General features: G+C 74.5%; 10 protein-coding genes. 5 read left to right on the top strand and 5 right to left on the bottom strand.

Annotation, left to right across the window (positions count from 1 at the left end):
• Positions 1-118 precede the first annotated feature (118 nt).
• From ACWDD9_RS33480 to ACWDD9_RS33470, 3 genes are all read left to right on the top strand, one after another.
• The gene (locus ACWDD9_RS33480; protein WP_449813669.1) at positions 119-4,735 is read left to right on the top strand and encodes an AAA domain-containing protein; all 4,617 of its coding nucleotides are present in this window, start codon (positions 119-121) and stop codon (positions 4,733-4,735) included.
• The gene (locus ACWDD9_RS33475) at positions 4,732-5,583 is read left to right on the top strand and encodes a hypothetical protein (RefSeq protein WP_388052165.1); all 852 of its coding nucleotides are present in this window, start codon (positions 4,732-4,734) and stop codon (positions 5,581-5,583) included. The genes ACWDD9_RS33480 and ACWDD9_RS33475 overlap by 4 nt, the downstream gene beginning before the upstream one ends.
• Before the next feature lie 281 nt (positions 5,584-5,864).
• Positions 5,865-8,027 carry a DEAD/DEAH box helicase gene (locus tag ACWDD9_RS33470; RefSeq protein ID WP_449813668.1) on the top strand — a complete coding sequence of 721 codons (2,163 nt, stop codon included), beginning with the start codon at positions 5,865-5,867 and terminating at the stop codon, positions 8,025-8,027.
• 5 nt (positions 8,028-8,032) lie between these two features.
• On the opposite strand, the gene ACWDD9_RS33465 is transcribed toward ACWDD9_RS33470, so the two are convergent.
• Both ACWDD9_RS33465 and ACWDD9_RS33460 read right to left on the bottom strand, forming a co-directional pair.
• Positions 8,033-8,686, bottom strand: coding sequence for a response regulator transcription factor (locus ACWDD9_RS33465; RefSeq protein ID WP_387974116.1), 654 nt, complete (start codon positions 8,684-8,686; stop codon positions 8,033-8,035).
• Positions 8,674-9,999 carry a sensor domain-containing protein gene (locus tag ACWDD9_RS33460; RefSeq protein WP_449813667.1) on the bottom strand — a complete coding sequence of 442 codons (1,326 nt, stop codon included), beginning with the start codon at positions 9,997-9,999 and terminating at the stop codon, positions 8,674-8,676. Before ACWDD9_RS33460 ends, ACWDD9_RS33465 begins: the two co-directional genes overlap by 13 nt.
• Before the next feature lie 168 nt (positions 10,000-10,167).
• Between ACWDD9_RS33460 and ACWDD9_RS33455 the strand changes: the two genes are divergently transcribed.
• On the top strand, positions 10,168-11,193 hold the full coding sequence (locus ACWDD9_RS33455) for a hypothetical protein (protein ID WP_449813666.1): 1,026 nt from the start codon (positions 10,168-10,170) through the stop codon (positions 11,191-11,193).
• Positions 11,194-11,276: 83 nt separating this feature from the next.
• Here the strand turns inward: ACWDD9_RS33455 and ACWDD9_RS33450 are convergent, their stop codons facing one another.
• The 3 genes from ACWDD9_RS33450 to ACWDD9_RS33440 all read right to left on the bottom strand — a co-directional run bounded on the left by ACWDD9_RS33450 (position 11,277) and on the right by ACWDD9_RS33440 (position 14,004).
• Positions 11,277-12,029 (bottom strand): FAD:protein FMN transferase, encoded by a 753-nt coding sequence (locus ACWDD9_RS33450; protein WP_449813682.1) that lies wholly within the window; start codon positions 12,027-12,029, stop codon positions 11,277-11,279.
• 32 nt (positions 12,030-12,061) lie between these two features.
• Complete coding sequence (locus ACWDD9_RS33445) at positions 12,062-12,532, bottom strand: FMN-binding protein (protein ID WP_388052154.1); 471 nt, start codon at positions 12,530-12,532, stop codon at positions 12,062-12,064.
• A 92-nt stretch (positions 12,533-12,624) separates the two neighbouring features.
• Positions 12,625-14,004, bottom strand: coding sequence for a ferredoxin reductase family protein (locus ACWDD9_RS33440; protein ID WP_449813665.1), 1,380 nt, complete (start codon positions 14,002-14,004; stop codon positions 12,625-12,627).
• Positions 14,005-14,231: 227 nt separating this feature from the next.
• Here ACWDD9_RS33440 and ACWDD9_RS33435 point away from each other — a divergent pair, with 227 nt between their 5' ends.
• Positions 14,232-14,948, top strand: coding sequence for a response regulator transcription factor (locus tag ACWDD9_RS33435; RefSeq protein WP_449813664.1), 717 nt, complete (start codon positions 14,232-14,234; stop codon positions 14,946-14,948).
• Positions 14,949-15,009: the final 61 nt, after the last annotated feature.

The following is a 15,009-nucleotide window of genomic DNA, read 5'->3' as shown; positions in this document are numbered from 1 at the left end:
TTTCCGCCGAGTGAAAGTCGGCCATCGGTCGGCGGGAATTCGGCCACTCTGGCCCGACCGGCTTCCGGTCCCCGAGGCCGCCCCCATGCTGGAACGTTCGTCACCGACTGAAGGGAGAATGGTGAGCGTTCCACGACGACATGCGGGTGACCCCGATGTCATCGGTCAGACCGCCGCGCTGGTCGGATTCCTGCGCGAGGTCGTGCAGAGCAGCCATCAGCGGCTCCGGGACACGCGTTCCTGGGGGCCGCTCTGGCTGGCCGACCTGCCGGCGAAGGTGCCCCGGCCGTCCGGGGACGACGACCGTCCGTTGTTGGTCCTGGACCACGTTCCGCAGGCCGCGGCGCCGGAACTGCCGCCGGTGCTGGAGGGGTGGGTCGACGAGCGGCTGTGCCAGGACGCCGATGCCGAGGACCCGCCGCTCGCGGAGGAGGGTCCGTACCGGACCGGGGAGCCGGCGGCGGGTGGAGTCGACGGGTGGCAGGGCGACGAGGCGGTCGTCGCGCGGAAGGAAGCCGCGGAGGTCCTGCGGGCGTACGGGCCGTGGCTCGCGCGCTGGCGGATCTGGGCCGAGCGGGAGCGGTCCGAGCGGTCGCAGCGTCAGCTCTACGAGAAGGTCTACCACTGGCACCAGCAGTTGGCGCGGCAGGACGACCAGCAGGAACTCGTGCTCGCCGCAGGCCTGTTGAGCTGGCGGGAACCGAACGGCGGGGTGATCCACCGGCACGTGCTCTCGCGGCGGGTGGAGACCCACGTGGATCGGCGGACCGCGCAGATCACCGTACGCCTCACGGAGAGCGGAGCGGTCCGGCTGGAGGACCGGGACTTCCTGGACGCGGACGACGGCTGGGTGCCGGAGCGTGCGGCGGCGTTCAACGAGGAGCTCTCCGCGCTGCCCTTCCACCTGTTGAGCGAGGAGGCGCTGGAGTGCCTCTCGCAGTGGCTGGACCTGGTCCTGCCCAGGCCGGTGGCGTTCAGCACCAACTGGCGTCCGCCGGCGGGACCGGATGAGGGCGCCAGGCTGACCTTCGCGCCCGCCCTGCTGAAGCGGCCCAGGGACCGCAACGAGGTGTTGAGGTTCTACGACCGGATCGCGGAGAGCGTGGTGTCCGAACGCCGGGCCCCGCTCGGGCTGGCGCAGTTGGTGATGTCGCTGAACCCCGAGGACCGGCAGAACTGGGGCGGGCGGCAGGCGCCGGCGCTCTTCGGCGACGAGCCGCTGTTCCCCGGCAAGACCAATGCCCAGCAGCGTTCCGTACTCCAGCGGCTGCAGCGGGACACCGGCGTGGTGGTGCAGGGCCCGCCCGGCACCGGAAAGACGCACACCATCGCCAACCTGGTGTCCGCGCTCCTGGCCCAGGGCCAGCGGGTGCTCGTGACCAGCGCCAAGGACCAGCCGCTGACCGTGCTCCGGGACAAACTCCCGGCGGCTGTCAGGGACTTGTGCGTGTTGCTGCTCAGCACCACCAGCCAGGACGGTGCCAGCGAACTGGAACGCACCATCAACGCGCTGAGCGATCGGGTGGCGGCGGGCGACACCGACCAGCTGCGGGACGAGATCCAGCGGCTGACCCAGCGCCGGTACGAGGTGCGCAGCCGGATCAAGCTGCTGACCGAGCAGGTGGTCTCGCTGCGGGAGGCGGAGGTCTACCAGCACCCGGAGGTCGCACCGGGCTACTCGGGGACGCTCGCCGCGGTCGTGCGGAAGGTGCAGGACGAGGCGGTGCGGCTGGGCTGGATCGGCAGGCTGCCGAACCGGGCGCCGGAGGCACCGCCGCTCTCGCCCGTCCAGGCGGAGGAACTGCTCGCGCTGCTGCGGGACGGCGCCGGGCAGTGGACGGAGTCCGGGGTGTTCCCGGCGGCGGAGACGCTGCCGACCTCCGGCCAGGTCGCGGCGGCCCTCGCGGTGAGCCAGTTGAGCGTCAACGGTCTCTCACCGGCGGCGATCGAGGTGCGCAACGTCCTGGCCGCCCTGGAGACCTCCACCACGGACCGGCTGACCGAGCTGCTGGGCTCCGGCCGAAACCGACTGCACCGTCTGGGTGTTCACCGGGAGGCCGCGCGCTGGGGCGACGAGGGCTGGGTGGAGCGCGCGCTGACGGACCGGCTGGCCCGGCGCCACCCCGATCTCTGGCGGCGTGTCGCCGACGTCGCGCGCGTGCTCCCCGAGGTGGCCGAGGGCCTCGACCGGGTCGGTCTGCGCACGGTGGTCCTCCCGGACCTCCTGGTCCCCGAGCGCGCCCGCCGGATGGCGGCCACGATCCCGGCCCTGATGGAGCAGCTGTCGGCGGGCCGCAGGCTGCGGACCCGGTTCGCGTTCAGGGCGCAGCGGGAGGCCGAGGAACTCCTCGGCAGTTGCACGGTGGACGGCAAGGTGCCGGCCTCCGCCGACGATCTCGGCGCCGTGCTGGCCCATCTGCACGCGCACGCGGCCCTCGCCGCGGTGGCGGCCCGCTGGGAGCAGGTGGGTGCGGCAGTGCCGGAAGCGCCGCTGGAGGTGCGACTGGCCTCGCTGTCCGAGCGCTACCGGCACCTCGCCGAGGTCGACGGATTCGGCCGGATCCGTGAGCAGGTCGACGAGCTCCTGGTCCACCACGGGGTCTACCTCGACCTGACCCGGCCGCAGGCGTGGCAGGACTTCGCCGAGGCCGTCGCGGCCCTGGCCGGCCGGCAGCGCGCGGAGGAGGCCGCGGAGCGGCTCGGCCGATGGGACCGGCTCCTGCGCGGCGGGGAGGACGGCGTGGCCGCGCCGGTCGAGGCGCTCGCCATGGCGCAGGCCCTGCGCGACCGCGACGTCGACCAATACACCAAGGAGCTCGAAGCGCTCGCGGCAGCGCAGCAACGGGACCAACGGCGGCGTCGCTGCGTGGAGTTGCTCGACGGACTGCGCAGCGCGTCGCCCGCGCTCGCCGGCCGGCTCGAAGCGGAGGCCGAGGACCCGGCCTGGGACGAGCGGCTCGCCCGGCTCCGGGACGCCTGGGCCTGGGCGAAGGCGTCCGAGTTCATCGACGACGAACGCGCGCCCGGCCGGGAACAGCGCCTCGACGGTGAACTCACCGAGCACGAGGCAAAGTTGGAGGAGCTCACGGGAGACCTGGCCGCCGCACACGGCCGGCTGCACTGCCTGGTGCGGATGACCCAGGAGCAGCGCTCGGCACTCCAGGCCTACCGCACGCACATGGCGTCGTACGGCAAGGGCAAGGGCAAGAGCGCCTCCCACTTCAAGGCGGCCGCCCACAGCGCGATGCAGGTCGCCCAGGGAGCGGTGCCGGCCTGGGTGATGCCCATCGCGCGGGTGGCGGAGATGATCAAGCCCAGGCAGGACGCCTTCGACGTGGTGATCGTCGACGAGGCCAGTCAGGCCGGCATGGACGCGCTGTTCCTGCTCTGGCTCGCGCCGAGGATCATCGTGGTCGGCGACGACAAGCAGTGCACGCCACCGGTCACCGGGCTGGGCCGCACCCAGCAGATCCAGGACCGGCTGTCCGCGCACCTGCCGGAAGTCCCCGCCCACCTGCGCCAGTTGTACATGCCGCACTCCAACCTGTACCAGCTGCTGTCGACGTTCTTCCCGTCCACCATTCGCCTGCAGGAGCACTTCCGCTGCATGCCCGAGATCATCGGCTGGTCCTCGGAGACCTTCTACACCCCGCCGGGCCTCATCCCGTTGCGGCAGTACGGCGGTGAACGGCTCGACCCGCTGCTGACGCACTACGTCGAGGGCGGGGTCACCGAGGGACGCGACGGACGGATCCGCAACCCGAAGGAAGCGGAGGCGATCGTGGACTGCCTCGCCGAGCTGGCCGCGGACCCGGCGTACGAGCACAAGACCATGGGCGTGATCGTGCTCCAGGGCTTCGGCCAGGTCAAACTGCTGGAGCAGCTGATCGAACAGCGACTGCCGGCCCCGGTCCGGGAGCGCCACCGCATCCGGGTGGGAACCCCGGCCCAGTTCCAGGGCGACGAGCGGCACGTCATCCTGCTGTCGATGGTGGTCGACCGGGTGCGGAAGATCGCCGGCGGCATGCGCAGCGAGCAGCAGGCCTACAACGTGGCGGCCAGCCGCGCCCAGGACCAGATGCGGCTCTTCTACTCGGTGCCGCCGGACCAGCTCAAACCCGGGGACCTGCGGCTCAACCTCCTGGGCTACATGCAGAACCCGCCGGCCGCACTGGCGGAGGCGGCCGACCTCGGCGCCGTGCTGCCCGACGTCCGGCGCCCGCCCTTCGACTCCCTCTTCGAACAGCAGGTCTACCTGCGGCTCAAGGAGCGCGGCTACCACGTGGTGCCCCAGTACCCGGCGGGCAGCAAGCGCATCGACCTGGTGGTGATCGGCGCGCGCGGCCGCCTGGGCGTGGAGTGCGACGGCGACTACTACCACTCGACCCTCGACCAGATCCGGCACGACCAGCAGCGCGACCGTGAACTCCAGCGGGTCGGCTGGCGGTTCTGGCGCATCCGGGAGAGCGAGTTCAGGTTCGACCCGGACGAGGCCCTGGCGGGCCTGTGGGAGGAACTCGACCGGCAGGGCATCCGCCCGGCGAACTACTCCCGGCCCTCCCCGCCGCCGGGGGACACGCGGCCGTGGACGCCACTGGAACTGCCGGAGGGCGACGAACTGCCCGACGAAGGCGCGGAGAACCACGAGCCGCCGGGGCAACAGGGCCCCGACGACGGGGACGGTGCCGAATCCGCCCCCGCCCCTGACACCGATTCGACCGGAGGAACGGCATGACCCAGACGCACAGCCGGCAGGACGACCGCACGCTGGACGAGAACACCCTGGAGGAACTCGCCCGCGTCGTCGCGGGCGACGACGACCTCCTCTACCGCCGCGGCTTCGAGATCGCGGCCTTCCTCAAGCGGGCCGGCTGGCAGGAGGTGCCCGAGTACGACGGCCAGTACCGCAGGGAGTGGGCCGCCGAACTGCTGATGGCCCGGCGCGACCAGCCCGGGGAGATCGAGAAGGTGCTGCTCAGGCTGGCCGATCCGCGTGAGTACCTCGAGGAGCCCGGCCTGCTCACCGAGGTCGTGACGGCGGTCAACACCTTCCTCATCCACGAGGGGTACCGGCTGGAGAACCCCGGCGGCAGCCCCAGGCTGGTGTCGTGCGATCCGGCACTGGCGCACCCGACGCACTACGGCTCCGCCGAGCTGAAGGTCGTCATGGCGGACCTCATCGCCGACGAGGCCATGGCGGAACTGCTCCAGTGGCGTCTGGACGAGGCCCGCACCTGCTACGCCAACGGCGCCCACGTCGCGGCGATCATCATGCTCGGCTCGTTGATGGAGGGCGTGCTGGTCCAGACCGTCGTGGAACGGGACCCCTCCCTTCTGGGCCGCAAGTCGGAGGACCGCATCAACCTCCACGATCTGATCGTGGCGTGTCACGGGGTCGGGTGGATCGGCGCGGACATCGAGAAGTTCAGCCACGAGCTGCGCGAGTACCGGAACTTCGTCCACCCCAAGGCCGAGGCTCGCGAGAGCCACCGGCCGGACCGCGACACCCTGGCCATCTGCTGGCAGGTGGTCAACGCGGCCCTGAACGACCTCGCCGACACGCACCCCGGCCGTGCCCGGTAGCAGTGCCGGTGCAGGGCACACGCGTCGCGGTCGGAGTGGTCCGAGGAGTCGTGGGACTTCAGGAAGCGGCGGCGGCCGGTCTCGCTGAAGCAGGACGGGGCGGCCGCGGCGATTCGGGTTCCGCGGTGACGCCCGAGCCGTAGGTGCGGGGGCCGGCGGCTTCGGTGGAGGGGGTTGGTGTCCACCGGGGCCGCCGGTCGGTCGTGGGCCAGGACGGCGGGGAGTGGTGGGTGGGATCATGGTGCCGTCCTGGGTGTGCGGAGTGAGGCGGGGATCGGGTGGTGGGGGAGCGGCGGCGGGTCGGGGTGGTCCTGGCCGAGGCGGAGGGGTTGCGGGCGGCGGCCGGGGCGGTGGTGGCGGACCACCGGGAGGCCGTGGAGCAGGTGCGGGTGGCGTACGTCGGGGTGCGGGACCGGCTGGTGCGGGAGGAGTTGGGGGCCATCCCGGTGGCGCGGCTCCGGGACGTGACGGAGGGGCGGCTGCGGGTCGGGGCGCTGGAGGCGGCCGGGCTGGGGACGGTGCGGCAGGTGGTGGAGGCCTCCGGCTACACGCTGCGGCTGATCCCGGGGGTCGGGGCGCAGACGGCGGCGCAGGCGCTGGCCGCGGCCGGGCAGATCGCCCGGGCGGTCGAGCAGACGGTGGCGGTGCGGCTGGACGTCGAGCGGCAGGACGCGATGAGCTCCGCGCTGGTCGTGGCGCTCCAGCGGCTGGTGGCCGCGGGGCCGGAGGCGCGGCGGGCCCGGGAGACCGCGGAGCGGGTCCTGGCCGAGGTCGAGCCGCTGGTGGCGGCCGCGGGGCCGGCCCGGGGGGTGCTGCGCGGGCTGTTCGCCGGGCGGGAGCGGCGGGCGCAGGCGCAGGCGGCGGTCGAGTCCCTGGCGGAGGCGCTGGTCGGGTTCGGGGCGCGGGAGGTCCCGGTGCTGTTCGCCCAGGCCTCGGTCGACCTGCTGCGTCCGTCGCTCGACCCGGTCGAGGCGTGGACGGACTTCGAGCTCCGCTCGGCCGACTACTACGGCGTGCTCGGCGGGATCGTCGAGGAGGCCGGGGTCGAACTCGCCGCCGCTGAGGGGTTCCTGCCGGAGGACCTGTCGGACCGGGTGCGGGCCGAGCCGCTGGACGACGCCCACTGCCGGGTCTCGCTGCGCGGCTACCAGGCGTTCGGGGCGCGGTTCGCGCTCGCCCAGCGGCGGGTGATCATCGGGGACGAGATGGGCCTCGGCAAGACGGTGCAGGCGATCGCCGTGCTGGCGCACCTGCGGGCCCGGGGGAGCACCCACTTCCTGGTGGTCTGCCCGGCCAGCGTCCTGATCAACTGGATCCGGGAGGTCGAGTCGCGCAGCACCCTGCGGGCGTTCCGGGTGCACGGACCGGAGCGGGAGGCGGCGCTCGCCGAGTGGCTCCGGGACGGCGGGGTCGCGGTGGTGACCTTCGACGGGCTGCGCCGCCTGGAGGCGTCGGAGGTGGCGGAGTCGGCCGCGGTCGGGATGGTCGTGGTGGACGAGGCGCACTTCGTCAAGAACCGTGCCGCGCAGCGCTCCCGGGCGGTGGCGGCCTGGGCGGAGCGGGTGGAGCGGGTGCTGTTCCTCACCGGGACGCCGATGGAGAACCGGGTGGAGGAGTTCCGCACCCTGGTGGAGTACCTCCAGCCCGCGCTGGTGCCGCTGGTCCGGCAGGGTTCGGCGGCCGCCGGGCCGGCGGCCTTCCGCAAGGCCGTCGCCCCGGCCTACCTGCGTCGCAACCAGCAGGATGTGCTCACCGAGCTGCCCGAGGTGGTGCACGTGGACGAGTGGGAGGAGTTCTCGCCCGCCGACCTCGCCGCCTACCGGTCGGCCGTCGCGGCGGGCAACTTCCCGGCGATGCGCAGGGCCGGTTACGCGGACCCGGTGGAGTCGGCCAAGCTGAAGCGGCTGCTGGAGATCGTCCGGGAGGCGGCGGACGGCGGGCTGAAGGTGGTGGTCTTCTCGTTCTTCCGGGACGTCCTGGCGGCCGTCCAAACGGCCCTGGACCAGCGGGCGTTCGGGCCGATCGACGGCTCGCTGGAGTCGGCGCGGCGGCAGGACGTGGTGGACGGCTTCAGCGCCGCGCCCGGGCACGCGGTGCTGCTCTGCCAGATCCAGGCCGGGGGCGTGGGCCTGAACATCCAGGCGGCCTCGGTGGTGATCCTGTGCGAGCCGCAGGTCAAGCCGACCCTGGAGGAACAGGCGGTGGCCCGCTCGCGCCGGATGGGGCAGGTCCGCCGGGTGCGGGTGCACCGGCTGCTCGCCGCGGACAGCGTCGACCAGCGGGTGCTGGACCTGCTGCGGGCGAAGGGCCGGCTGTTCGACGAGTACGCGCGGCGCAGCGAGGTGGCGGAGTCGACGCCGGAGGCGGTGGACGTGTCGGAGCAGTCGCTGGCGGCGCTGATCGTCGAGGAGGAGCAGCTGCGGCTGGCGGCCGCCGAGGGCTGAACGCGTCAATCGGCGAGTGTGCGCAGGTAGGTGAGGACGGCACGGACCCGGCGGTGGCCGGTGTCGGGGGTGGGCATGCCGAGCTTGCCGAAGATGCTGCCGATGTGCTTGTTCACCGAACTCTCGGCGAGGAAGAGGAGCCGGGCGATGGTCGGGTTGTTGTGGCCCTCGGCCATCAGGGCGAGCACCTCGCGCTCGCGCGGGGTGAGGGTGGCCAGCGGGTCGGGGCCGGTGCGGTGGGCCATCAGCTGGGAGATGACCTCCGGGTCCATCGCGGTGCCGCCCTCGGCGACCCGCCGCAGCGCCTGGAGGAACTCCTCGGCGCGGCCGACCCGGTCCTTGAGGAGGTAGCCGACGCCGGTGGCGCTGTCGGCGAGCAGCTCGGCGGCGTAGGCGCGTTCGACGTACTGGGAGAGGATCAGGACGGGCAGCGCGGGCAGTCGGCGGCGGGCCTCGACGGCGGCGCGCAGGCCCTCGTCGCGGAAGTCCGGGGGCAGCCGGACGTCGACCACGGCGACGTCGGGGCGGTGGTCGAGCAGGGCGGGCAGCAGGTCGTCGCCGTGCTCGACGGTCGCGCACACCTCGTGTCCCTCGCTGTGCAGCAGCAGGACCAGGCCCTCGCGGAGCAGGGCGTTGTCCTCGGCGATCAGGATCCGCACGGGATCTCCACTTCCAGGATGGTCGGGCCCCCGGGCGGGCTGGACAGGCGGGTGGTGCCGTCGAACGCGGCGGCCCGGCGGCGCAGTCCGGGCAGCCCGCTTCCGGCGCCCTCGACGGCGCCGCCCCGGCCGTCGTCCTCGACCCGGACGGCGATGGCGGCAGTGGTGATCCGCAGCCGGACCAGGGCGCCGCGGGCGCCGCTGTGCCGGGCGACGTTGGCGAGCGCCTCGGAGACCACGAAGTAGGCCGCGGCCTCGGCGGCGGCCGGTGCGCGCGGCGGCGGGTCGGCGGACTGATCGGCGGAACGGCCTGCGGATGTCTCGGAGTTGTGCAGCTCGACCCGGGTCGGTACGGCGCAGCGGGCGGCGAGCGACCGTACGGCCTCGGCCAGGCCGCGGTCGGCGAGCAGCGGCGGGTGGATGCCGCGTACCAGGGTGCGCAGCGACTCCAGGGCCTGTTCGGCGACGAGTTGGGTGGAGTCCACCAACGCGGCGGCCTGCTCGGGGCGTTGGTCGAGCGCGCGGCGGATCATGCCGAGCCGGAGCGAGACGGCCACCAGGTTGGCCTGGGCGCCGTCGTGCAAGTCCCGTTCGATCCGGCGCAGTTCGGCGGCATGGGCGTCCAGCGCCTCGGACCGGCTGGTGGTCAGCTCCCGGACGCGGTGGGCGAGCGAGACGCGGGGCCGGGCGACCAGCAGCCGGCCGGAGGCCCGGGCGTGCAGGTCGGCGAGCGGCGGCAGCGTGACCAGGGCGACGGCGGCGTAGCCGACACCGCCCAACGCGGCAGCGGCGGCCATCGGCCAGGAGTCGACGGTCAGCAGGATGATCTTCCCGCGCTCGTCGGGTAGCAGTTGCCACCACACCGGTGCCGTCAGCCAGTTGAAGGCGTGGCTGCACAGGGTGAGGGCGCCGGCGCACAGGGCCGTCCCGGCCGTGCCGTGGGCGAGCAGCCAGAGCAGGTCCTTGTCGACGGCCGGGTCGCGTAGAGACGGCCGGTCGCCGTACGGCGTGTGCAGCCGCTCGCCGCCGAGCCGGGCGCCGGCCCGGCGTCGGTGGAAGTCGGCGGAGCGGCGCAGCAGGCGCAGGGCCGGCGGGAGGAGCGGCAGTCCCACGCCGACCAGGCAGAGGGCGAGGACGACGAGCAGCAGGCAGAGCCCGACCAGCGCGGCCAGACCGGTGCCGAGGCAGAGCAGGAGGTAGCGGGCGGCGGCGGGGAAGCGGCGAGCCGCGGACCGGGCGAAGGCGCGCGGGCCCGGGCGGCCCGGGCGGACGGTCGGCCGGGCCGTGGACCCGTCAATCCTGGGCGTCCGCACGACTGTTCAGTGCCTCCGAGCCCCGAGCCGACTTTTCGATCACCCTAGCACCGGCCCCGGGACCGGCCTGGAATCGCTCCGCAGGCCGCCCCGAGGGCGAAGGCCCTTCCGCCGCCGCGCGGGGCGCCTCCACAATGGGCGGATCGATCGCGGAAGTGGGGGACCGGGATGGAGTGGCTGCTGGGGATCGGTGGAGCCCTGCTGCTCGGCGTGGTGACCAATCTGGTGTACGACTTCGCCAAGTTCGGCGGGTCCCGGCTCGGCTCCCGGGTGCCGGTGCCGCGGGTCCGGCGGGCGAGCCTGACGGCGGCGGCCCGGGCGCACGACGTGCGGGCGGACGGGCTGGCGCCGCTGATCACCTGGTCAGCGGCCCGGCCGCTGGTGCCGGGCACGCTGGTGACGGCGCACCGCGGGCGGGTGGAGCGCCCGCACGCGCTGGACGCGGCCGGGTGGGCCGAGGAGGTGGCGCGCCAGCGGGCGGCCGGTGCGGCGGGCCGGACGGCGTACATCTCGCGGCTGACGGTCGATCACGGCGAGCACGGCGGCGCGCGGGTCTGCGAGGTGGACATCGCCGAGAGCGACTACGCGGAGTGCATGGCCACCACCCGGCTGGGCCGGGAGGACCCGGCGGCGGCCCGGCTGCTGCGCGCGGCCCTGGACGAGGGACTGACGAGCTTCGTGGCCGTCGCCCCGCCCACGATGGTCAGCGCCTGCGTCGCGGTGCGGGACCGGCTGGGCCGGCTGCTGCTGCTCCGCCGCTCGCTGGCGGTCAACACCTTCCCGGCGCAGTGGACGGTCGGGATCAACGAGACGATGAAGTACCGCGACGAGCCCGGCGCCGCCGAGGACTTCTACGGGCTGGTCCGGCGGGCGCTGGAGGAGGAGCTGGGGCTGCTGCCGGGCGACGTCGGGCCGACCGTGATCACCTGGCTGGGCTGGAGCGAGCCGGCCTCCTGCTACACGCTGGTGGCCACCGTCCGGTCCCGGCTCGACGCGGCCGGGATCGACCGCCGCCGCGAGGCCTGCCACAGCACCTTCGAGCACGACATGGCCGTCTGGGTGCCCTTCACCCGCCGTACGGTCTCCGAGCTGGTCGAGGGCGGCACCTGCCCGGACGGCTCGCGGCGCTGGTCGTACCTCGCGCCGCTGGTCGCCTGGGAGGCCTGGCGGGCGGCGCAGCAGGAGCGGGCGTAGGCCGGAGCGGTCGTTCCCGGGAACGGGCATTCCCGGGAACGACCGTTCCGCATGCGGAACGATCGTTCTCGGGGCGGCCGCGGTCAGCCGACGGCGGCCCGCCAGTCCGCCGGACCGCTCGCCGGGAGGTGCCCGGGCAGGCCCGGCGTCCAGCGCTTCGAGCCGTCCGGCAGGACGGCCAGGGCCTCGATGCCGGGTCGGCGGGCGGCCCAGGCGAGGGCGCGGTCCGGGCCCATCGCGAACGCGGCGGTGGCCCAGGCGTCGGTGCGGGCGATGCCGGTGCCCGGGGCGCCGACCAGGGTGAGCGAGGCCAGGCCCCGGGCCGGGCGGCCGGTCTGCGGGTCGAGGATGTGCGCGCCGCGCTCGGCGGTGCCGGAGGTGGCCACGGCGAGGTCGTGACCGGCGAGGACGGCGGCCAGCAGCCCCGGCTGCCGGGGGTCGGCGATGCCGATCCGCCACGGGCCGCCGGCGGTCTGCACGTCCCCGCCGCCGCTGACGCAGTACTGCCGGGCGCCGGAGGAGCGCAGCAGGCCGGCCGCCTGCTCGACCGCCCACCCCTTGACCCAGCCGCTCGGGTCCAGCCGCCCGCCCGGCCGCTCGCTGAAGTGGCCGTCCGTCTCGGCGGCCACGTCGCGGCAGGCCGCCAGCACGGCGCGGACCTCCGGATCGCAGTCGTCCAGGGCGAGTTCGCCCCGGTCGAGGCGGCTGATGTCGCTGTCCGGCCGGTAGGTGGAGAACACCGCGTCGATCCGGTGCAGCCGTTCGGCGATCCGCTCCAGCGCGGCGGCGGTGCCGGGGCCGGGGTCGCGGACGGCGATCGAGAAGACGGTGCCCATCACGGGCTCGGCGTGGCGCAGCACGGGGCGCCTCAGCCCTTGGCCCGGTCGAGGGCGCTCTGCAGGGAGCGGACGTAGCCGTCGCTGGTGTACGTCGCGCCGCTGACCACGTCGATGGCGGCGCTCTGCGCGGATATCGCCTCCTGGTTGAGCACGGGCAGCGCGGAGCTGTTGATCTCGCGGTCGCGGCGCTCGGAGTTCGGGTACTTGACCACGTCGACGGCGGTGATCCGGCTGCCGGCCAGGGTGACCTGCACCTGGACCGGCCCGTACCGGGTGTTGACGGTGTCGCCGCTGACCTTCCGGGTGGCGCCCGTGCCCGCGGCGGAGGCGGAAGAGGAGGGTGCTGGGGCCTCCGACGGCTGCGAGACATCGGAACCGGAACCGGTACCCGCCCCCGAGCCGATCACCGGGGCGGGCCCGGCCGCCTCGTGCGGCTTGAGGGACAGCAGCAGCACCACCCCGGCCGCGGTGGCGGCGCTGGTGACGACGGCTCGGCGCATGGAAATCAACGCTCCTCAGGTGCTTGGCGAGCCGAACGGGCTCAGCGGGCGGAAGGACTCGGCGGGCGAACGGGCTCCGCGAGCGGACGGGCTCAGAACGAAAAGCTCTCGTGGTGGATGCGCCCCCGCCGCACCCCCGCGGCCCGCAGCGCGCGCACGGCCTCCTCGGCCATCGCCTCCGGGCCGCACAGGTAGACCTCGTGGTCGGCGAGGTCCGGGACCAGCCGGGCCAGCGCGGCCCCGAGGTCGCCGACCTGCTCGCGCGAGCCGAGCAGCTCGTGCACCGCCGCACCGCGCCGCCGGGCGACATCGTCCAGTTCCGCCCGGAACAGTACGTCCTGCGGCCGCCGGGCCCGTTGGACCAGGGTCAGCTCGCCCGGCAGCGTCTCGAACAGGGCGCGCAGCGGGGTGATCCCCACCCCGGCGCCGAGCAGCAGCACCCGGCGCTGCCGCAGCCGCCGCCCGGTGAACGCCCCGTACGGGCCCTCGGCGCGCACCCTGGTCCCCGGGCGCAGGGCGGCCACGGCGGCGCTGTGCCCGCCGAGGTCCTTGACCGTGAAGCGCAGGAAGCGCGGGTGGGGCGGCGCGGACAGCGAGTACGGGTTGGCGGCCCAGCGCAGCCCGGGGGCCTGGAACTGGAGCCGGAAGAACTGGCCCGGCTCGGCGCGGAGTCCGTCCAGCCGCCGCCCGGTCAGGAAGAGCGACACCACGCCGGGGCCCTCCGGCCGTACCTCGGCGACGGTCAGGCCGTGCCGCCGGTCGAGCAGCCACGGCCGCAGCAGCCGGAACCAGCCGAGCAGCGCCGCCGTCCCGAAGTAGAGCGCGTACCAGGCGGCCCGGCCGGGGCCGCCGCCCAGGTCGGCGCCGGTGGCGAGCTGGTGGGAGAAGGCCAGCGCCACCGCGAGGTAGGTCGCCAGGTGCAGGTAGTACCAGGTCTCGTACGGGAGGCGGCGTCGCGCGATCCGGGCGGAGACGGCGCCGGTGCCGAGCAGCAGCAGGGTGCCCAGGGCGGCCTTGACCATCTCGGGGTAGTGGAAGACGATCTCCACGCCCTCGCCGACCACCCCGCGCCCGTCGGTCAGTGCGTAGCCCCAGACGACCGCCAGCACGTGCACCGAGACCAGGGCCACCATCCACCGCCCGCCGAAGGCGTGCCAGCGCGCCAGCCGGTCCGCCCCGACCCCGCGCTCCACCGGCGGCAGCCGGGCCATCAGCAGGAGCAGCACCGGCGCGGCGTAGCCGGCCAGCAGTCCGGTGATCCGGCCGGCGCCGGTCAGCCAGCCGGCCGCGCCGACCACCGCCGGGGTGCCCGTCCACCAGAGCGCGAGCACGCCGAGCGCGCCCACGGCGACCAGGCCGAGCGCCGCGCGCGGGTCGAGGGCGAACGGCGGTCGTGGTGCTGCCCGGTGGCTCGGGCGGTCGGGTGACGGCCGGGGCCCGGGCCGCGACGTCGGTGCGGCGGCAGTGCTCATCGGGAACCTCCTCAGCGCCCGGCGGCGAGGGCCGCCGGGCCGCCCACGATCGCAGCGCAAGCTCTGAGCCGGCTCTGAGTCGGCCGGCCGGCGGGGCTCGCTGTGAAGGTGTTCGCGCAGGTCAGCAGCATTGTGATGGTCTACGAACCACTTTCCGGGGTCTCAGCGCTTTCTCATCGGGGCGGGTCAGGATGAGCACCGCGCAGCACGAGCCCGAGGGAGCCCCCATGGACGAGACCGCCGGCCGCCCGGACTGGCGGGTCCTGGTCGTCGACGACGAACCGGACCTGGTCGAGGTGGTGTGCGGGGCCGTCCGCTACGAGGGCTGGCAGGCGCGCGGCGCGACCACCGGCCTGGCCGCCGTCGAGGCCGCCGCGGCCTGGCGGCCGCACGCCGTGGTGCTGGACGTGATGCTGCCCGACCTCGACGGCCTGGAGGTGCTGCGCCGCATCCACGCCGGGCAGCCCGAGGCGCGGGTGCTCTTCCTCACCGCCCGGGACGCCGTCGAGGAGCGGATCGCCGGCATCGCGGCCGGCGGCGACGACTACGTGACCAAGCCGTTCAGCCTGGCCGAGGTGGTGGTCCGGCTGCGGGGCCTGCTGCGCCGGGCCGCCCCGCCCGCCGCGTCCGGGCAGCCGCCCCCGCACGCCCTGGTGCTCGGCGACCTGGTGCTGGACGACCGGGCCCGCGAGGTCACCCGGGGCGGGGAGGCGGTCGAGCTCAGCCCCACCGAGTACGCGCTGCTCGCCCACCTGATGCGCCACCCCCGGCAGGTGCTCAGCAAGGCGCAGATCCTGGACGCCGTCTGGTCGTACGACTTCGGCGGGCAGGCGCACATCGTGGAGCTGTACATCAGCTACCTGCGCAAGAAGGTGGACGCGGGGCGCAGTCCGATGATCCACACGGTGCGCGGCGCGGGCTACCTGATCAAGGCCGCGACGTGAGCGGCGCGCAGGCCCGCGACGCGAAGCGCCAAAAGTCCCGCGACGCGAAGCGCCCGGGGTC

It is taken from the genome of Kitasatospora sp. NPDC001119 (assembly GCF_053598475.1).
This window is presented reverse-complemented; position numbering and strand designations above follow the sequence as displayed.

Excerpts from the sequence above, each read along its gene's own strand:
- ACWDD9_RS33450 (WP_449813682.1), bottom strand. The coding sequence starts at position 12,029 with ATGGGCACCGTCTTCTCGATCGCCGTCCGCGACCCCGGCCCCGGCACC.
- ACWDD9_RS33480 (WP_449813669.1), top strand. The coding sequence starts at position 119 with ATGGTGAGCGTTCCACGACGACATGCGGGTGACCCCGATGTCATCGGT.
- ACWDD9_RS33435 (WP_449813664.1), top strand. The coding sequence starts at position 14,232 with ATGGACGAGACCGCCGGCCGCCCGGACTGGCGGGTCCTGGTCGTCGAC.
- ACWDD9_RS33440 (WP_449813665.1), bottom strand. The coding sequence starts at position 14,004 with ATGAGCACTGCCGCCGCACCGACGTCGCGGCCCGGGCCCCGGCCGTCA.
- ACWDD9_RS33455 (WP_449813666.1), top strand. The coding sequence starts at position 10,168 with ATGGAGTGGCTGCTGGGGATCGGTGGAGCCCTGCTGCTCGGCGTGGTG.
- ACWDD9_RS33475 (WP_388052165.1), top strand. The coding sequence starts at position 4,732 with ATGACCCAGACGCACAGCCGGCAGGACGACCGCACGCTGGACGAGAAC.
- ACWDD9_RS33445 (WP_388052154.1), bottom strand. The coding sequence starts at position 12,532 with ATGCGCCGAGCCGTCGTCACCAGCGCCGCCACCGCGGCCGGGGTGGTG.